Origin of the sequence: Streptomyces sp. NPDC097640, assembly GCF_040302705.1 — a bacterium.
GTDB lineage: Bacteria > Actinomycetota > Actinomycetes > Streptomycetales > Streptomycetaceae > Streptomyces.
The window spans coordinates 147,550-165,663 of sequence record NZ_JBEOSB010000017.1; the positions used below are offsets into that span (position 1 = coordinate 147,550).

Consider the following 18,114-nt stretch of genomic DNA (forward strand, 5'->3'; position numbering starts at 1 on the left):
GCCGGTCGGGTCGTTGGAGGCCCTCAGGTCGCCGGGGCCGGTCGGGACGCGGGGGCCGGTCGGGCCGCTGGAGCCCCTCGGGACGCTCAGGCCGCTGAGGCTGCTCGGACCCCTCGGGCCGCTGAGGCCGCTCGGACCCCTCAGGCCGCTGAGGCGGCTCAGGTCGTTCGGGCCGCTGGAGGCCCTCGGGACGCTCAGGGCGCTGAGGCCGCTCGGGACGCTCAGGCTGCTGGGGTTCCGGCGGGTCCGGCGGGCGCGGGTGCGGGGGGCGCGGGGGCGTGGGGTCATGCGACACGGGAGTCCGCCTCCTCGGGACGGGCGCGGTGGGCACCCACGTGCTGGGTCTTCTCCCAGTCGCGCCGGCCGAGCAGCTCGCGCCGCATGGCGCGCACCGCGGCATAGGCGAGGACCATCTGGAAGGGGAACCAGGCGATGGCCATCTTCACGAGCGTCTTCGGGGTGGCCTCCAGCCCGTGCGCGGCGGTGAACTCGTACAGTCCGACCGCGTTCACCAGGAAGTGCGCGCACAGCAGCAGGATGGGCAGATAGGAGAAGAGCGCGATCAGCACCGGCACCTTGAGGACCAGGATCATCCCCAGGGAGATCGGCAGATACAGGCCGAGCAGCGCCTGCCCGCGCGGAAACGCGAGGACGTAGAAGGCGAGCCATCGCTGTTTGCGCGTGGGCATCTGTTTCCAGGTGCCTTTCTTCAGGGTCTGCATGAACCCCTGGCTCCAGCGGGTGCGCTGCCGGATGAAGTGGCCGAGGGTCGGTGGCGTCTCCTCCTTGGTCACATAGCGGTCGTCGTAGACCACGCGCACCCGCTCGCCGCTGGCCGACACCCGCAGGCCCAGGTCCGCGTCCTCGGTGAGGTTGCGCTCGTCCCAGCCGCCGAGCCGGACCAGCAGTTCGCGAAAGAAGAAGACGGTGTTGCCGCCGAGCGGAATGGAGCCGAAGTGGGCGTGGTAGTGCAGTCGGCTCTTGAACCAGAAGAAGTACTCCAGGACGTTGAGCGTGGAGTACCAGTTGGAGTCGAAGTTCATCAGCTGGACGCCGGCTTGGACCACGCGCACCCGCTCCTTGAGCATGACCGTGTTGACCAGCAGAAAGATCTCGGGGTGGATGTCGTCCTCGGCGTCGAAGATCGTCACCACCTTGTGAGTGGTGTGCGGCAGCGCCACGTTGAGCCCGTGGGGCTTGTTGACGGGCTTGTCGTCGAACACCACGACCTCGACGTTGTGCAGCCCCTCCCGCTCCAGTTCGGCGATTTTCTCTTCCGCCTTTTTGATCGTGCCGGTGTCGTCCTGCGAACAGATCACGAAGACCTCCAGCAGCTTGGCCGGATAGTCGGCCCGCACCACCCGCTCGATGGTGGTCTGGATGACGTCCTCCTCATGGCGCGCGGGCAGCAGTACGCTGAATGACAGCCGCGGCCTGACAAAGGTCTCCGGGGCCTTGGCCTTCTGCTCGGCGTCCGTCCGGTCCCAGGTGTAGAGCATCAGATAGAGCACATGGGCCGACTGAATGGTCAGCAGCACCGAGACCAGAACCAGGCTCAGGTAGATAATGGAAATCATCGGTCCTGCCTCCCCCAGACCCAGCCCGCGCTCGCCGCGAAATTGGCCGCGAAGGCGGCGGCGATGCCGATACCGTTTGCCAACAGCAGATGGAGTCCCGCGCGTTCCAGCAGCCAGACCGCCATGACATTGACCGCGAGCCCGCACAGCACGGACACATTGAATTTCAGGAACCGTCGGACGGACGGCGTGCTCACCGAGAAGGTCCACCGGTCGTTGAGCAGGTAGTTGTGGACCACGGCGAGTTCCACCGCGACCGGGGAGGCCGCGAGCAGCGGCCAGTGGGCCCAGTGGTAGAGCGCGAAGAGGGCTGCCGTGTTCACCAGCACGCCACCCACGCCGACCACCGCGAATCGCAGCACCAGACCGCTCAGGGCGGCCAGCGGGCCGCTCGTCGAGAGCGCGCGAAAGAACCTGCCTTTTCGCTTGCGGGTGTTGTCCACCCGTTCGCTCGGGTCGCTTGTGCGATCGCTGAACGTTCCGAAACGCTGCATCGCGACTCCCAACGCAGGAGGCTCTATCGCCGATGTCAGTCCAAGAGTGCGCCCCCGGATTTCCGAGGACATCACGCGTTCGGGGGAGGGTGTACTCCACCTTCGATGGACCGGCTTTCTCCCCCGTTTTGGGGAGACGCGGAAACCGGGCCTGGAACCGGTCCCCCAAAAAGGGGAGCGGCAGGTCCCCCGCGCGCGGGTGTCCCCACCACGGGGGTCCGCAGAAGATGAAACGGCCAGGCGTCTGCCGACGGCCTCGCGTCCCCCCTGGGATGAAGCCCGGGATGAAGGTAGGTGACGTAATGTCAGATCGCGTGATACCGCACCGTTCATTCGCCGCCCGGACCGGGACCGTCATCGCCCTGATGGCGCTCTCACTCGCCCCCTCTGCGGCGGCCGCCGTTTCCGCCGTTTCCGCGGATTCCGATTCCGGCGCGATGCACGATTCCGAATGGGCGCTGACCGCCCTCCAGGCCAAGAAGGCGTGGAAAATCAGCAAGGGCGCCGGGGTGACCGTCGCGGTCATCGGCACCGGCGTCGACGCCGCCCATCCGGATCTGCGCGGGCGGGTGCTGGCCGGCAAGGACTTCGGGGACGGCCCCAGCGGCACCAGCACCCGCGACCAGGGGGACGCGATGGAGCAGGCCACCCACGCGGCCGGGATCATCGTGGGGACCGGCCGCAACTACCGGGGCAACGGGCTGCTGGGTCTTGCGCCCCAGGCCCGGGTGCTGCCGCTCGGGGTGTACGAGGACCGGAAGCCGCAGGTCGACGCCACCGCCAGGGCCATCCGCCACGCGGTGGGCCGCGGCGCGAAGGTCATCGATGTGGCGGTGTCCTTCAAGAAGCCGAACGCCGCGCTGCGGTCGGCGGTGACGTACGCGATCGGCGAGGACGCCGTGGTGGTCACGGGCGCCGGCGACAACGGCAAGGACGGCAACCGCCCCACCTACCCCGCCTCCTACCCCGGGGTGGTCTCCGTCGTGGCGACCGACGAGAAGGGCGCCGTGTGGACCGACTCGCACCACGGCGGGGGCGTGACCCTGGCCGCGCCCGGCGTCGCCATCCTGACCACCGCCCCGAACAAGGACTACTGGACCGGCGCGGGCACCGGCTACGCCGCGCCGTGGGTCGCGGCCGGCGCCGCCCTCGTACGCTCGGAGCACCCGCGCTGGACCGCCGGCCAGGTGGTGCAGAAGCTGATCGACACGGCCGACCGCAAGGGGTCGTCGGGGCGTGACCCGCGCTATGGCTTCGGGCTGATCGCCCCGGCCAGGGCGCTGGCGGACCGCGCGGCGCCGCCCGCCTCCACCAGCCCGCCCGGCTCCGGAAAGGCGACCGCCGAGTCGAAGCGCGAGCACTCCGCGGCCCGGTCCGAGGAGGGGTCGGCGATGGTGGCGATAGGAGCTGTGGCGGGCGCCCTGGTGGTGCTGGCCGTCATCGCGGTCTTCCTGATCCGCCGCAAGCCGCCGTCGAACAACTCCGACAGCTGACCGGCGGCCCCGGTGAACGGCGGACCCGGTGTGAGCGAGAGGGCCCCTGGGCGACTGGGGCTCTGGCGACGGTTGAGGCTACAGGTGCTGTTGTGGCTGATAGTGCTGCCGAGGTGGCTGGGGCTCGGGCCGGTGCCGATACGGCTGCGCATGGGGGGATGGCGGCTGGGCCCGCGGGAACGGCTGCGTCAGGGGGGATGGCGGCGGTTGGGGCCGAAGGGGCGGCGCACGGGCCGCCGGTCCCCTCTGCTGACCGGCAGAGGCATCGCCCAGCTGCTGGCCCTGGCCCTGGTGGCCGAGGTCGCGACGGCCGCGACGGTGCTCCACCCGGGGGCGGCCCGGCCCGGGGAAGGGGCCGTCTTCCACCTGGCCAAGCCGTACTTTCCGGCCTCCACCCGCTTCTACACCGACCCGGACAACCCGGCGGCACAGTGGGTGCGCGGCAACGCCCATGACCGCAGGGCGGCGGTCATCCGCAAGCGCATCGCCGACCAGCCGCAGGCCGCCTGGTTCACGGACACCGACCAGGGCCGGGTCGAGTCCCAGGTGCGGGGCGTGGTGCGGGCGGCCCGGGCCCGCGGGCGGCTGCCGGTGCTGGTCGCGTACGCCATCCCGCAGCGCGACTGCGGAAAGCACAGCTCCGGGGGCATGGCGAATCTGTCCGGGTACCGGGACTGGATCGGCGGCTTCGCCAGGGGGGTCGGCGCCTCGCGCGCCGTCGTCGTCCTGGAACCGGACGCGCTGGCCCACCTGACCTGCCTGAAGCGACGGCAGCAGGGGCAGCGGTACGCGGCCCTGACCTACGCCGGGCGGGAACTGCGGAAGCGGGCCCCGCACGCCCGTATCTACTACGACTCCGGGAACTCCCGCTGGCTCCCCGCGCCGGTCATGGCCGAGCGGCTGAAGCGCGCGGGGATCGACCGGTACGGGGACGGCATCGCCCTCAACGTCTCGAACTTCAATGCCACGCGCGACGAGGTCCGCTACGGCCTGTCCGTCCTCAGGGAGCTGCGCCGCCCCCGGCTGGGGGCCGTGATCGACACCAGCCGGAACGGCGCCGGACCCACCCGTGACCACCGCTTCTGCGATCCGCCGGGGCGCCGGCTGGGCACGCCGCCCACCGCCCGCACCGGGATTCCCGGGATCGACGCGTATCTGTGGGTCAAGCAGCCGGGCCAGGCCGACGGCTGCGCCGCGACCGCCGGGCTCTTCGTCCCCGGCTACGCCTTCGGCCTCACCCGCTGAGCACCGGCCCTGAGGCCCGGCCCCGAGCACCGGCCCTGAGCCCCAGCCCGTGAGCCCCTGAGCCCCCCAGTCCCGGGGCTCAGGGGCTGTTTCGGGCCTACGGCCGTCACTCTGCGCATCTGATCCAGCGCACAGCGGAGCGAAATCGCCCACCCAAAGCGGACATAGAGCTATCAAAGCGGCCGAATTCCTCCTACCTCAATCGAGGTAGGAGGAATTCGGTCGTTTGGCGTGCCCGGCATTCCCGCAATTGAGGTAGTGAGATTTCAGTCAGGCGTACGGTGATTCGCCCCCGGTGGATTCCCTAATGTCGTTGAACGAAAGGGAAAGCCGCCTGAAGGAGCTCCACCGATGAAAAGAGTTCTCGTCGTGGAGCACCACCATCTGGTTTCGAGTGCGATCGCCGACCTGGTCGACGAGACACCCGGACTGGAACTGGCCGGCGCCGCCAGATCGGTTCGTGAAGCAATTTCACTGGCCGAGCGAAGGCAGCCGGACGTGGTGCTCATCGACGTGGACAAGTCGAGCTGGAAATCGCTCCGTCTCGACCTGTTGGTCGCAGATCTCCTTCCCCGTGCGCGGCTTGTCCGGCTGACCGCAGTCTCCGACCCGCGAATGGGATGTCTGGAATCTCCGACGAATAATCCCAGCGTCCTGAAAACAGCCATACCCCAATTCCTCAGGAGTCTCACCGAATGAATTCCCCCATGGACAACAACGTTCCGACCGTTTCCGAGACCACCGGGTCGAAGCGTGGGCAGCGTTCCTACCGCCTGCGTGTCGGTATCGCGGCTGGTGTTGTCGTGGCTGCTGCCGTCGGTGGCACCGTGACCGCGTTCGCCCTGAATTCCAACGACAACGCTTCGTCCTCCACCGCCTCGTCCGTCGCGTCAGCGAAGGGCGGCAAGGGTGCGGCCGTCGACGGTCCGCTGTCCACCCGTGGTGGCGACATCGTGGACTCCAAGGGTCACAAGGTCGTCCTGACCGGTATCAACTGGTTCGGTATGGAGACCGGCAGCTTCGCGCCGCACGGTCTGTGGACCCGTAACTGGAAGAGCATGCTCGACCAGATCGCGCACAACGGCTTCAACACGATCCGCCTCCCGTACTCCAACGAGGTGTTCGCGGCCAAGAGCAAGCCCAACGGGATCGACTTCAAGCAGAACCCGGACCTCAAGGGCCTCACCGGTCAGCAGATCATGGACAAGATCGTCAAGGGTGCCACCGACCGCGGCATGATGGTCCTCCTGGACCAGCACCGTCCGGACCAGTACGGCCAGAGTGAGCTGTGGTACAGCCAGAACCTCACCGAGAAGCAGTGGCTGGACGACTGGACCCAGCTGGCCAAGCGCTACAAGGACAACCCCCGGGTGATCGGCGCCGACCTGCACAATGAGCCGCGTGGCCAGGCCACGTGGGGCGACGGCAACCCCAAGACCGACTGGCGCATGGCGGCCGAGAAGGCCGGTAACGCGATCCACTCCGTCAACAAGAACTGGCTGATCTTCGTCGAGGGCACCGACCGTCACAAGAACGAGCAGTTCTGGTGGGGCGGCGACCTCCAGGGTGTGAAGAAGTACCCGGTCAAGCTGAAGGAGCCCAACAAGGTCGTCTACTCGCCGCACGACTACGGCCCGGGTGTGTACAACCAGAACTGGTTCATGGCCAAGGACTTCCCGAAGAACATGCCGGCCATCTGGCAGAAGCACTGGGCCTACATCAAGAAGGAGAACATCGCTCCGCTGATGCTCGGTGAGTTCGGTGGTCGCAAGACCGCGGGCAAGAGCTCCGAGGCCGTGTGGCAGAACGCGCTGATGGACTACCTCAAGAAGAACCAGATCAGCTACACCTACTGGTCCCTGAACCCGAACTCGGGTGACACCGGTGGTGTCCTGAACAACGACTGGAAGACGGTCGACAAGAACAAGATGAAGATGCTGTCCAAGTACCAGGCGCCGCTGCTGTCGGCCAAGGGGAAGACGTCGGAGTAACCCCTTCGGTACGACGGCCGCCGGACCCGGCGGTGGACAGCGAGGGCCCGCAGGCATCCCGCCTGCGGGCCCTCCGTCGTGTGTCGGGTCCGGAGACGCCGTGTCCGGACATGCCGTGTCCGGAGTCGTCGTGTCCGGAGGCAGGGGCTCACGCGGGCCAAAAAACCGGGCGCATCGGGAAGCGGGAGCTCACCTCGCCGGGTTTCCTCTCCGGGCCCGTTTCCGCACCGGCCCCCGAAAGCGCGAGGAGGCCGACGATGAAGCCCCAGCAGCGCACCGGCCGCGTACTCTTCCCGCTGGCCGTAGCGGCGGTGGCGGTGGCCGACCAGGTGAGCAAGGCCCTGGCGGTGGCGACCATCGGCGGCACCTTCGGGCCACAGGGCGAGTTCGGTCCGATGCGCACCCTGCTGGTGCGCAACACCGGGGTGGCCTTCGGCCTGGGGCGGGGCCGGCCCCTGCTGATCACCCTCATCACCGTCGCCGGGGCGCTCGCCACGCTGGCCGCCGTGGGCGCGGGGCTGCGGGTCCGCACCCGGACCCGGGCGCTGGCCCTCGGGCTGATCGCCGGGGGCTCGCTCGGCAACGGCGCCGACCGGGCCGTACGACACCCCGGGCCGCTGCGGGGCGCGGTCATCGACTGGATCACGGTCTCGCCCCGCGGCCCGGTGTTCAACATCGCCGACGCCGCCCTGGCGGTCGGCGCCTGCCTGATCATCCTTGTCCTCGTACGCGACCTCAGGCGCCCGCTTTGGGGACCGCGCTCTCGCTGGCGTCCGGCTCCCCGGGCGGCAGCGGCGCCTCCTCGGGCCCCAGGTCCTGAGCCCGTTCCCGGTCCCGGTCCCGGGGCAGCTCCTGGGCCAGGGCCCGGTCCCGGTTCTGCGGTCGCTCCTCGGTCCGGCCTCGGCTCGGGTCCTGGTCCGCGAGGGAGCCCACGAGGTCGCGCAGCCGCCCGAGCGCCGCTTCGTCCGGGCCCTCGCGGGCCCCGCGGGAGGCCAGCGCGTTCGTGATGCGCTGATACGCGGCCAGCTCCCGGGCGCAACGGTGGCACCGCGCCACATGGGCCCGGACCCGGCGGGCTTCCGGCGCGTCCAGCTCACCGTCCAGATACGACTGGAGCTCCGCGCCGTCCGCGAGGCACTCCTCGGCGTGGCCGCGCTCGGCGCTCCGCCACCACATCCACCATCTGCTGCTCATGCCCCACCTCGCTGTCCTTGGGGTTCCGCGGCCACCAGCCGATCCCGGATTCTTTTGCGCGCCCGGTGCAGCCTGCTCATCACCGTGCCCTTCGGCACGTCCAGCACCCGCGCGGCCTCCGCGTACGACAGCCCGTCCACATGCACCAGCCGCACCACCTGCTGGTCGCGCAGCGGCAGCGCCGTGAACGCGGCGTCCACGGCCTCGTCGAAGGCCGTGTCGACCACCAGCTCCTCGGGTGTCGCGCCCGGGGCGGACGCGAGCCGGTCGAGTTCGGTGTCCGGGTCGTCGAGCAGATGAGGTCTGCGCTGACGGCGGCGGCTCACCTCGGCGTGCCGCATGATCGTCAGCAGCCAGGCGCGCGGATGGCGGCCGTCGAAGCGGCCGACTGCCCGGTAGGCCCGGAGCAGGGTGTCCTGCACCAGATCCTCGGCGTCGGCGGGCTGCGCGGTCAGCGACATCGCCACCCGCAGCAGCACCTCCACCTCGGGGAGCACGTACTGGGCGAACATGCGCTGTTGACGGGCGTCCGGGTCAGCCACGGGTGCCTCCTCGGATCCTGACCCCCCGGGACGCGGTGACGACTGTCACACTCTGTGTAACATCGCGCTCGTCCCGCCGCACGCCGCGATCGGCGGAACGGGTGGCTCACCCCTTCGACGGGTGGCTCACACCTTCACGGAGACCAGGAGCTTCCCGTCGAGCGTGCGGACCTCGAAGTGGTCGATGTCGGCCAGCTTGTAGGCCGCGCCGCCCTGGGTGAACAGGGGGTCCCGGGCGCTCTTGTCCGAGCTGTCCGGGATGCCGTACCCCTGAGGCGGCACCGACCAGGTCGTCATGACCTGCTTCTCACCGCTCTTGGGGACCGCGATCAGGCTGCACGAGAGGGGGCCCTTGAGGTTCTTCAGCCGCAGCATGGCGTCGGTGCCCCACTTCTTGTCCGTCACCGCGATCGTGGCGTTCACCTTGGTGTCCGGGTCGGTGGCCTCGACCTTGGTGGGCATCTTGTCGAAGGTCTCGCTCGTGGTGGTCGCGGTGATCGCCGTGGTCGAGCCGTCGTCGGAGGTGAGGGCCACCGCGCCGAGCGGTCCGCCGATGATCAGGACGGCGGCCGCGGCCACCAGGGAGAGGTGCCGGCGGCGCCGCCGGCGGCGGACCACCGCGACCTCGCCGACCATACGGTCCAGCAGCCCGGGGCCCGGGCGTGCGGTGAGCGTCTCGATGGCGTTGGGGGTGGCGGTGAAGGAGTGCGGGACGTGGGTGAGCCCGGGGCGGCCAGGGGCACCGTGGATGCCGGGGACGCCGGAGGCCAGCTCCGCCAGCATGGGTTCAAGGCCCGCCAGCTCGTCGAGCCGGCTTCCGCACTGTTCACAACCGGCCAGGTGCTGCTCGAAATACGTGGCATCCGCATCGTCGAGGAGGCCGAGTACGTACGCGCCGACGGCGTCGTGCCCGGCGTGGGGCGCCTGCGCGGTCATGCCGTCACTCCTCTTTCCTCGAGCGCGAGCTTCATCGAGCGCAGCGCGTAGAAGACCCGGGACCGCACGGTCCCGCTGGGTATGCCGAGCGTCTGGGCCGCCTCGTTGACCGTGCGGCCCTTGAAGTACGTCTCGACGAGCACCTCGCGGTGCGCGTCGCTGAGGTCGTGCATCGCGTCCGAGAGGGTCATCAGCCGCAGGGCGCGGTCGATCTCGTCCTCGGCCGGCATGAGCTCCAGCGGGGAGGGGTCGACCTCCTGCGGGCGGGCCTGGCGGCTGCGGTGTCCGTCGATGACGATCCGCCGGGCCACCGTGACCAGCCAGGGCCGGATCGAGCCGGTGGCCCTGCTGAGCTGGTCGGCGTTGCGCCAGGCACGGACCAGGGTCTCTTGGACGACGTCCTCGGCCCGGTGCCGATCGCCGGCCACCAGGCGCAGTACGAAGGCGAGCAGCGGCCCGGCGTGCTCCTGGTAGAGCGCGCGCATGAGCTCCTCGTCCGGCGTACCGCGCTGGGATCTCGACCGATGCGCATCGGTCACGGCGGCGTCGTCGCGCACCAGAACCTCCAGGACAGAACCCGAGTTGGACAACATCAACAGACACTCCCGGTGTGTGGGCCGGGGGTTGTGTGGCCCGGACGGCCTCTTCCTCCATCACTACGGATGGGGCGGGAGTGGCGCTCAACTCGTGCTGAAGATTCTTGAAGAGAACGCGGACGCCGGCCTCTCACCGGCTCTCAGGGGGACAGGGGGTCCAGGATGACGGGCCGCACCGTGCCCTCGAGCATGGCGCCCAGCCCCTCGACCGCGCAGGTGTCGGGGTGTTCGGCGATGTGCAGCGGCATGCCGGTCGCCTCCCGCAGCAGATCCTCGAACCCGGGCAGCCCCGCGCTTCCGCCCGCCAGCATGATGCCGCGCTCCGCGAGGTCGGCGACCAGGTCGGGCGGGCAGCGGCGGAGCACCGCGCCGATCGCGTCGAGCACCCCGGTCAGCGGGGTCTGCACCACGGCCCGGATGCCCTCGATGTCGATCTGCACCGAGCGGGCGAGGCCGGTGGCCACGTCCCGGCCGTGCACCTCGGTGCCGTCCATGGCCGCTCCGGCGGCGCTGAGGGCCAGGTGCAGCGGGCGGATCGCCTGGCTCGGCAGCATCAACGCATGCTCGTTGCGCACATGTTGGACGACGGCGTGAGCGATCGTCTCCCCGCCGACCGGCACCCGCTCGGCGGCCACGATCGAGCCCAGCGACAACACCGCGACCTGGGTGGTTGCCGCCCCGCACACCACGATCATCGTCGCCTCGGGCCGCTCGACCGGCAGACCGCAGCCCACGGCGGCGGCGACCAGGCTGTCGACCAGCTCCACCCGCCGGGCGCCGAGCCCGGTCAGCGTCTCGACGGCGGCGCGCTCCGCCAGCGGGTCCGCGTCGTACGGGACGCAGACGGCGGCGCTCACCAGCGGCTTGCGCCGCCAGGCCCGGCGCAGCTTGTTGCCGACGAGGAACCGCAACATGCGCTGGGCCATGGCGATGTCGACGACCCTGCCGCCGGACACCGGCCGTACGACCCGGATGTGAGAGGGCGTACGGCCGGTCATGCGCTCGGCGAGCGTGCCGACCGCGATCAGCCCCCCGGTGCGGGTGTTCACGGCGGCGACGGACGGCTCGTCGACGATGAGTCCTTTGCGCTTGAGATAGACCCGGGTCCTGGCGGCGCCGAGGTCGACGGCGATGGAGCAGCGGCGCAGCCGCTCGAGGCTGATGGTCATGTCAGGTCTCCTGCGTGGGCGGAGTGACGGGCCGTCGCCCGGCGGCCCTGTGATCATCGTGGGCACCGCACCGCGCGCCTCGCCTCCGGTGCTGAGCCGGTCGGGCGAGCGCCTCCCCTGGCACCCGCCACTCCCTAGTCCCTGCCGTCCGAGTGATCCGCGGTGTCCAGATAGTCCTTGACATAGTCCTTGACGTCGTACTCCTTGGCGTCCGCGTAGCACTCCACGGCGGCCGTGGTCAGCGGAAACCGCACCGGCGTCTCGCCGAAGGCGATCCGCCCCGCCGTCTCGCCCGCCGCCGCGATCGCCTCCCGCACCGCGGGGACTTCCTCGGCCGGGCAGTGCACGATGACCTCGTCGTGCTGGAAGAAGACCAGCTCCGCGCGGAGCCCCGCCCCGGCCAGCGACTGCCGCAGCGCGGCGAGCATCAGCACCGCCCAGTCGGCGGCGCTGCCCTGGACGACGAAGTTGCGGGTGAACCGCCCGCGGGCGCGGGCGCCGGCCGTGCTGCCGTACCTCGGCTCCTCCTCCAGGTCGCGCGGCAGGCCCGCCTCGTCGGCCGCGTCGGCGGAGGTGGTGGCCGGCGGGCAGGTGCGGCCCAGCCAGGTGCGCACCAGCCGCCCCTCCTCGCCCGCGCGGGCCGCCTCGTCCACATACGCGACGGCCGCCGGGAAGCGGCGCCGCAGGGCCGCGAGGTGCTTGAGGCCGTCGCCCGAGGTCTGGCCGTAGATCGCGCCGAGGAGCGCGAGCTTGGCCAGCTCGCGCCGGCCGGAGAAGGCGCGGTCGGACAGCGTCGCGTACAGATCCCGGCCGCTGCCCGCGACCTCCATCAGGCCCGGGTCGCGGGAGATGGCCGCCAGCACGCGCGGCTCCATCTGGTCGGCGTCGGCGACCACCAGCCGCCACCCCTCGTCGGCGACCACCGCCCGCCGCACCACCCGGGGGATCTGGAGCGCTCCGCCGCCGTTGGTGGTCCAGCGGCCGGAGACCGTGCCGCCGGGCAGATACTCGGGGCGGAAGCGGCCGTCCCGGACCCAGGACTGAAGCCACGCCCAGCCGTGCGCGGTGTGCAGGCGGTACAGCTTCTTGTAGCGCAGCAGCGGCTCCACGGCGGGGTGGTCGATGCCCCGCAGCTCCCAGGCGCGGGTGGAGCCGAGCGCGATGCCCGCGCGCGCGAACGCCTTGACGACCTCGGCCGGCAGATCGGGCCGCACCCGTACGCCCCCGAAGCCGCGGGACACCTCGTCGGCCAGCTCGGCCAGCCGCTGGGGCTCCAGGCCGCCCGGGTATCTCTCGCCGAGCAGCTCGTCCAGCAGCTCGCGGTGGCGGTCGGCCCGCCAGGGCACCCCGGCCCGCCGCATCTCCGCGGCCACCAGCGTCCCGGCCGACTCGGCGGCCGTCAGCAGCCGCATCCGGCCGGGGTGCTCGGCCGCCTCCGTACGGGCCAGTTGTCCGGCGTAGACCGCGAGCAGCCCGTCGAGGGGGTCGGTGCCGGGCGGCAGCGGCACCGGGCCGGGCTCGAAGAGGGACGGCTGGGTCTCGGCGGCCCGCACCGGCGGGTCGTCGGGCACGGCCAGCCCGCGCAGCCGCGCCCACGCCGCGGCCAGCGAGCGCGGCTCGCCGGACCGCCCCTCGTGGCCCAGCAGCAGCGCCTCGGCGGCCTCGATGTCGTAGCACCGCTCGACGCGGACACCGGCGGCGAGCAGGCGGGGGTAGACCTCGGCGGTCGACCGCCACACCCAGCGCTCGACCTCGGGCCGCGACCGCACGGCCTGGGCGACGCCGCCCGCCGCCGCCGTGACCTCGACGACCGGCCCGGCGGCCCGCCCCGTGGGGTCCAGCGGGCAGAGCCGGGCACCCCCGTCGCCGGTCTCCGCCACCGCCCATCTCATGTCGCCGAGTGTGACAGGAGGGTCTGACAGGCCTCATGCCCGTGCGGTCACGGCTGTGCAAGGGGTTGACCGTGTGGCGCGGCGGCCCTACGGTCCGTCCGGAATGACGAAAAGCGTTCGAAATGTCGAACCTTGGAGCCGTCAATGACCCCCACCCGTACCCGAGTGCTGCCGCTCCTCGCGGCGGTTCTCCTCGCGCTCCTGGCCCTGCTCCAGACGGGCGGCGCCCCCGCGGCCAGGGCCGATTCGCCCGCCGCCGGAGCCGATTCGCCCGCCGATTCGCCCGCCGCCGGAGCCGACTCCGCCGTGGCGGCCGGGGCGTTCACCAACCCGATCGTGACGCAGAACGGCGCGGACCCGACGATCATCCGCTACGCCGGGTACTACTACCACCTCGGCACCACCTGGGCCTCCCACTGGGAGATGCGCAGATCGCCCACGCTCGGCGGGCTGAAGACCGCGACCCCGACCACGGTCTACCGCGAGACCGTCGCGTCCCGCTGCTGCAACTTCTGGGCGCCCGAGATGCACCGCCTCAACGGCCCCAACGGTCTGCGCTGGTATCTGACCTACAGCGCGGGCGTCTCCGCGAACATCGACCACCAGCACGTCCACGTCCTGGAGAGCGCCGGGAACAACCCGCTGGGTCCGTACACCTACAAGGGGCAGGTCGATCCGTACGGCGACAACCGCTGGATGATCGACAGCAGCTATCTCTCCCTGCCCGACGGCCGCCTTTACCTGCTCTACTCCTTCTGGGAGGGCGGCACACAGAACCTCTACGCGGTCCGGATGAGCAATCCGTGGACCCCGACCGGCGGGGCCGTCCGCATCGCGACCCCCACCTACGGCTGGGAGAAGGTGGGCTCCGGCGTCAATGAGGGGCCGACCATTCTCCAGCACGACGGGCGGACGTTCCTGACCTTCTCCGCCTCGCACTGCGACACCCCGGACTACAAACTGGGGCTGATGGAGCTGACCGGCAGCGATCCGCTGGCGGCCGGCGCGTGGAAGAAGTTCAGCAACCCGGTTTTCCAGCGCAATGACGCGAACGGGGTCTACGGGCCCGGCCACAACTTCTTCTTCCCGTCGCCCGACGGGAAGGAGGTCTGGATGGCCTACCACGCCAACTCCAAGGCCACGGACGGGTGCAGCGGCACCCGGACCACCCGGGCCCAGAAGGTGAACTGGAACGCCGACGGCACCCCGGACTTCGGCACACCGGTCTCCACGTCCACCGCGCTCGCCGAGCCCGCCGGCACCCCGGCCGCCGCGCGGCGCTGACCGTACGGGAGGTACGGGAGCGGAAGCGCCGGCCGAACGAGAACCGCGGGTCACGCTGATGGCCTGCGGTTCTCGCATGTCTGCGAGCCCCGCTGCCTGCAAGAACCCGCCGGCTGTGGGATTGGGCGGGCTTTTGTGCGCCATGCCCCGGAATAACGGAATCCGGAAGAATTTCCGGGTGTGGGCGAACCTGGCGGGCGCCGGTGGCGTCACATCTATAGACCGCGTGGATCGCCTATGTCCTACGCTTCCCGGTGATCATCGGGTGATCATCCGGATACGCATGGTGCACGTGCATCTGCTGGTGCATCTGCGAATGCATTTGCTCGTTCGGATGCCCATGCATTCGCAGGCCAACAAGGTTATGATCCGGGTCAGTTGACAGCTGCACTAACAGTGGAGAGCCCTGTGCGCGACCACCCGTACAACGGCATGGCGGCCGTGGACCTTCAGGGGGCCGCCTGGCAGAAGAGCACCCACAGCAATTCGCAGGGCTCGTGTGTGGAGTTCGCCAAGCTGCCGGGCGGGCATGTCGCCGTACGGAACTCCCGCTACCCGGACGGCCCCGCCCTCATCTACACCCCGGCCGAGGTCGAAGCGATGCTGCTCGGCATCAAGGACGGCGAATTCGACCACTTGGTGAGCGACCCGGTCTGACGCGACTCGGTCGGACGCGGCCCGTTCCGGCTCCGCCGAGCGACACTGGTAGGTGGGCGTGATGCCCGGCTGGATCAGACGGCTGGGGTGATACGGCGATGAACGGGTCGGTGCGCGTCGGACATGTCCTCGGGGTGCCGCTGCGGATGCACTGGAGCGTCCCGGTGCTGGTGGCCCTGCTGGCCTACGGACTGGGCCGCCAGACGCTCCCGGCCTGGACCCCGGGCCACTCGAGCGCCACCTACGCGGCCGCGAGCGTGATCGGGGCCGTGCTGCTGATGGGGAGCCTGCTGCTGCACGAGGCCGCGCATGCGGTCGCCGCCCGCAGCAAGGGCGTCTCGGTCCAGGATGTGACGCTGTGGGCGCTGGGCGGCATGACCCAGATGGGGCGGCCGCGGACCGCCGGGGTGGCGCTGCTGGTAGCCATCAGCGGCCCGATCACCAGCCTGGTGATCGGGGGCGTCGCGATCGGGGCGGGCTTCGGGGCGCGCAGCCTGATCGGCTGGGGGGTGGCCGCGGCGCTGCTGGTGTGGCTGGGGTGGGCCAATCTGCTACTGGGGGTCTTCAATCTGCTGCCCGCCGCGCCGCTGGACGGGGGGCGGGTGGTGCAGGCCGTGATGTGGTGGCGTACGGGGGACCGGGACCGGGCCGAGCGGGCCGCGGGCCGCAGCGGACAGATCTTCGGCCTGGCGATGATCGCCTTCGGCTGGGTGTCGTTCATCCGCGGGGCCACGGGTGGGCTGTGGTTCGCGCTCATCGGTCTCTTCATGGTGATCGTCGCCAACGCGGAGCGGCAGCGCGCCACCATCAACGAGGCGCTGCGCGGGGTGCGGGTGTCCGACGCCATGTCCCACCCGGTGGCCGCCGGGGCCGACTGGCTGTCCGTGGACCGCTTCATCGACGAGGTGGCGGGGCCCGCCCGGCACACGGTGCTGCCGGTCATCGACTTCGAGGGCCGGCCGAGCGGGGTGGTCAGTCTGCGCGGGCTCGCGGCGGTGCCGCCCGAGAGCCGGGAGGGCAGGCGGGTGCGCGATGTGGCCACGCCGGTCTCCCGGTGCACGCTCGCCGTGCCGGGTGATCTTCTGAACGAGGTCATGGAGCGGGGGGCGCGGCCCGGGGCCGCCATGCCGATCCTGGTCGTCGACCATGGTCATCTGGAGGGGATCGTCACCGCACATGATGTGACGCGGCTCTTCCAGCAGCACGCGCTGGGGATGACGGCCGCCCCGCCGAAGTCCAGCGCGCTGTGACCCGCCCGGAGGGCCCGCCCGGGGCGGCAGTCATCCCCGGCGCGGTCGGTTCTACCGTGGGCGCGGCAGCAGGAACAGCGCCCAGACCACCTTGCCGCGCAGGGTTCCGGCCAGGGGGTGCCAGCCCCAGTCGTCGGTGAAGGACTCCACGAGGTAGAGCCCTCTTCCCGATTCCTGGCCGGCGTCGGCCTCGCCGGCCACCGGGCTCTTCTCGCTCGGGTCCCGGACCGCGCACACCAGGCGTGAGTGCCAGCGCATCAGATGCAGCCGCACCTGTGTCTCGCTCTCCGCGCGGGGCGGGCCGTCCGGGTGGCTGCCGGAGACGCCATGGCGCAGGGCGTTGGTGACCAGTTCGGAGACGACCAGGGCCACCTCGTCGAACATGTCGGGAAGGTTCCACTGTTCGAGCGTGGCCCCGGTGAACCGACGGGCTCCCTGGACCGCTTCGAAGCGGGCGGGTAGTGAGCAGGACGCGGAACCGGAAACGCCGGGGGCGTCGATCGGGGGGAGCCCCCGCCACACGGGCTCCAGCATGGTCGAGCCTTCGGTCCCCATGCGAGCTACTCCTGCATCCGTGGCCCTGACGAATCCTGGCCAGATCTCGTACGAGCTTGCACGTGCGCAAGACCTATGGTTCCGAATGCGCACAACGTATGCAAGGGCAGATGCACGTGCACGCAGATTTTTTGAGACTATGTACCCAACTTCGACACAGATTCTCCCTACGCCCTCTTGTGTACGTCTCACACTTGAGTAACGACATGTGTACGGGGAGGAGCCCGAAGAGTGGCAGACTTCGGCCCCAGGGCTGCGGGGGTCGCCTTCGGAAGGATGCGTTCCGTACAGGGAGGGTCGCAGACATGAGCGCAAGCGAGTCAAGCGGATCGGTGGTGCGCCGGATTCTCCTGGGCTCTCAGCTCAGGCGGTTGCGCGAGTCCCGTGGCATCACGCGGGAAGCGGCGGGCTATTCCATTCGGGCCTCCGAATCCAAGATCAGCCGGATGGAGTTGGGCCGGGTGAGCTTCAAGGCGCGCGACATCGAGGATCTGCTCACGCTCTACGGGGTCACGGACGAGACCGAGCGCGCGTCCCTGCTCGGCCTGGCCCGCGAGGCCAATGTCGCGGGCTGGTGGCACAGCTACGGCGATGTGCTGCCGAGCTGGTTCCAGACGTATGTCGGGCTGGAGGGCGCCGCCTCGCATATCGCCTGCTACGAGGTGCAGTTCGTACACGGACTGCTACAGACCGAGGGCTATGCCCATGCCGTGGTCACCAGTGGTCAGCCCAAGGCCGGCGCGCCCGAGGTGGAGCGACGGGTCGCGCTGCGGCTGGAGCGGCAGAAGCTGCTGGTCTCCGAGCGGGCGCCCGCCTGCCATGTGGTGCTCGACGAGGCGGCGTTGCACCGGCCGTACGGCGGGCGGGCCGTGATGCGGGCCCAGATCCAGCACCTCATCGCCGTCTCCGAGCAGCCCAACGTCACTCTTCAGGTGATGCCCTTCTCCTTCGGCGGACACGCCGGGGAGAGCGGGGCGTTCACCCTGCTGCGCTTCCCCGAGTCGGACCTGCCGGACATCGTCTATCTGGAACAGCTCACCAGCGCGCTCTACCTCGACAAACCCGAGGAAGTGGGGTACTACCGGGGGGTGTTGGGGCGGCTGAGTGACGACAGTCTGTCCATGGAAAAGAGCCGTGACTTGCTGCGGGGACTTCTTCAAGTCGCCTGACTCGCCAGTACGATGACTCTCAGTCAGGAAACAACCCCCCACGCGTACGCGGGTGTCGTCACAAGCGGCA

17 protein-coding genes and 2 pseudogenes are annotated in these 18,114 nt (G+C 70.4%); 9 read left to right on the forward strand and 10 right to left on the reverse strand.

Going from position 1 to position 18,114, the window contains the following annotated elements; all coding sequences use genetic code 11:
* The 3 genes and pseudogenes from ABTY62_RS26365 to ABTY62_RS26375 all read right to left on the reverse strand — a co-directional run.
* A pseudogene (locus tag ABTY62_RS26365) lies at positions 1-288 on the reverse strand (hypothetical protein); the annotation flags it as partial.
* The gene (locus ABTY62_RS26370) at positions 285-1,577 is read right to left on the reverse strand and encodes a glycosyltransferase (protein ID WP_352131896.1); all 1,293 of its coding nucleotides are present in this window, start codon (positions 1,575-1,577) and stop codon (positions 285-287) included. The gene ABTY62_RS26370 and the pseudogene ABTY62_RS26365, both read right to left, overlap by 4 nt.
* Complete coding sequence (locus ABTY62_RS26375) at positions 1,574-2,071, reverse strand: GtrA family protein (protein ID WP_311727106.1); 498 nt, start codon at positions 2,069-2,071, stop codon at positions 1,574-1,576. Before ABTY62_RS26375 ends, ABTY62_RS26370 begins: the two co-directional genes overlap by 4 nt.
* A 437-nt stretch (positions 2,072-2,508) precedes the next feature.
* Here ABTY62_RS26375 and ABTY62_RS26380 point away from each other — a divergent pair, with 437 nt between their 5' ends.
* The 5 genes and pseudogenes from ABTY62_RS26380 to ABTY62_RS26400 all read left to right on the forward strand — a co-directional run.
* Positions 2,509-3,564: a S8 family serine peptidase gene (locus ABTY62_RS26380; protein ID WP_352131897.1), complete on the forward strand. Its 1,056-nt coding sequence runs from the start codon at positions 2,509-2,511 to the stop codon at positions 3,562-3,564.
* A gap of 84 nt (positions 3,565-3,648) precedes the next feature.
* Complete coding sequence (locus tag ABTY62_RS26385; protein WP_352131898.1) at positions 3,649-4,809, forward strand: glycoside hydrolase family 6 protein; 1,161 nt, start codon at positions 3,649-3,651, stop codon at positions 4,807-4,809.
* Positions 4,810-5,160: 351 nt separating this feature from the next.
* Entirely contained in the window at positions 5,161-5,508 is a 348-nt protein-coding gene (locus ABTY62_RS26390) for a response regulator transcription factor (RefSeq protein WP_352131899.1), read from the forward strand.
* A 104-nt stretch (positions 5,509-5,612) separates the two neighbouring features.
* Complete coding sequence (locus tag ABTY62_RS26395; RefSeq protein ID WP_352131900.1) at positions 5,613-6,800, forward strand: glycoside hydrolase family 5 protein; 1,188 nt, start codon at positions 5,613-5,615, stop codon at positions 6,798-6,800.
* A gap of 257 nt (positions 6,801-7,057) precedes the next feature.
* A pseudogene (locus ABTY62_RS26400) lies at positions 7,058-7,513 on the forward strand (signal peptidase II); the annotation flags it as partial.
* Between the two features lie 22 nt (positions 7,514-7,535).
* Here the strand turns inward: ABTY62_RS26400 and ABTY62_RS26405 are convergent.
* The 6 genes from ABTY62_RS26405 to ABTY62_RS26430 all read right to left on the reverse strand — a co-directional run bounded on the left by ABTY62_RS26405 (position 7,536) and on the right by ABTY62_RS26430 (position 13,129).
* The gene (locus ABTY62_RS26405; protein ID WP_352131901.1) at positions 7,536-7,994 is read right to left on the reverse strand and encodes an anti-sigma factor family protein; all 459 of its coding nucleotides are present in this window, start codon (positions 7,992-7,994) and stop codon (positions 7,536-7,538) included.
* Entirely contained in the window at positions 7,991-8,536 is a 546-nt protein-coding gene (locus ABTY62_RS26410; RefSeq protein WP_352131902.1) for an RNA polymerase sigma factor, read from the reverse strand. The genes ABTY62_RS26405 and ABTY62_RS26410 overlap by 4 nt, the downstream gene beginning before the upstream one ends.
* Positions 8,537-8,662: 126 nt before the next feature.
* Complete coding sequence (locus ABTY62_RS26415) at positions 8,663-9,472, reverse strand: zf-HC2 domain-containing protein (RefSeq protein WP_352131903.1); 810 nt, start codon at positions 9,470-9,472, stop codon at positions 8,663-8,665.
* The gene (locus ABTY62_RS26420) at positions 9,469-10,065 is read right to left on the reverse strand and encodes a sigma-70 family RNA polymerase sigma factor (RefSeq protein WP_311727116.1); all 597 of its coding nucleotides are present in this window, start codon (positions 10,063-10,065) and stop codon (positions 9,469-9,471) included. The genes ABTY62_RS26415 and ABTY62_RS26420 overlap by 4 nt, the downstream gene beginning before the upstream one ends.
* Before the next feature lie 143 nt (positions 10,066-10,208).
* Positions 10,209-11,237: a rod shape-determining protein gene (locus tag ABTY62_RS26425; RefSeq protein WP_352131904.1), complete on the reverse strand. Its 1,029-nt coding sequence runs from the start codon at positions 11,235-11,237 to the stop codon at positions 10,209-10,211.
* Between the two features lie 134 nt (positions 11,238-11,371).
* Positions 11,372-13,129, reverse strand: a complete 1,758-nt coding sequence (locus ABTY62_RS26430) for a bifunctional 3'-5' exonuclease/DNA polymerase (protein WP_352131905.1) — start codon at positions 13,127-13,129, stop codon at positions 11,372-11,374.
* Between the two features lie 144 nt (positions 13,130-13,273).
* Between ABTY62_RS26430 and ABTY62_RS26435 the strand changes: the two genes are divergently transcribed.
* The 3 genes from ABTY62_RS26435 to ABTY62_RS26445 all read left to right on the forward strand — a co-directional run bounded on the left by ABTY62_RS26435 (position 13,274) and on the right by ABTY62_RS26445 (position 16,320).
* The gene (locus ABTY62_RS26435; protein WP_352131906.1) at positions 13,274-14,413 is read left to right on the forward strand and encodes a glycoside hydrolase family 43 protein; all 1,140 of its coding nucleotides are present in this window, start codon (positions 13,274-13,276) and stop codon (positions 14,411-14,413) included.
* Positions 14,414-14,845: 432 nt separating this feature from the next.
* Positions 14,846-15,070 (forward strand): DUF397 domain-containing protein, encoded by a 225-nt coding sequence (locus tag ABTY62_RS26440; protein WP_352131971.1) that lies wholly within the window; start codon positions 14,846-14,848, stop codon positions 15,068-15,070.
* 98 nt (positions 15,071-15,168) lie between these two features.
* Positions 15,169-16,320: a site-2 protease family protein gene (locus ABTY62_RS26445; RefSeq protein WP_352131907.1), complete on the forward strand. Its 1,152-nt coding sequence runs from the start codon at positions 15,169-15,171 to the stop codon at positions 16,318-16,320.
* Between the two features lie 51 nt (positions 16,321-16,371).
* On the opposite strand, the gene ABTY62_RS26450 is transcribed toward ABTY62_RS26445, so the two are convergent.
* Positions 16,372-16,875, reverse strand: a complete 504-nt coding sequence (locus ABTY62_RS26450) for an ATP-binding protein (RefSeq protein ID WP_352131908.1) — start codon at positions 16,873-16,875, stop codon at positions 16,372-16,374.
* 305 nt (positions 16,876-17,180) lie between these two features.
* On the opposite strand from ABTY62_RS26450, the gene ABTY62_RS26455 reads away from it, so the two are divergent.
* Positions 17,181-18,044, forward strand: a complete 864-nt coding sequence (locus ABTY62_RS26455) for a Sco1979 family transcriptional regulator (protein WP_352131909.1) — start codon at positions 17,181-17,183, stop codon at positions 18,042-18,044.
* Positions 18,045-18,114 lie beyond the last annotated feature (70 nt).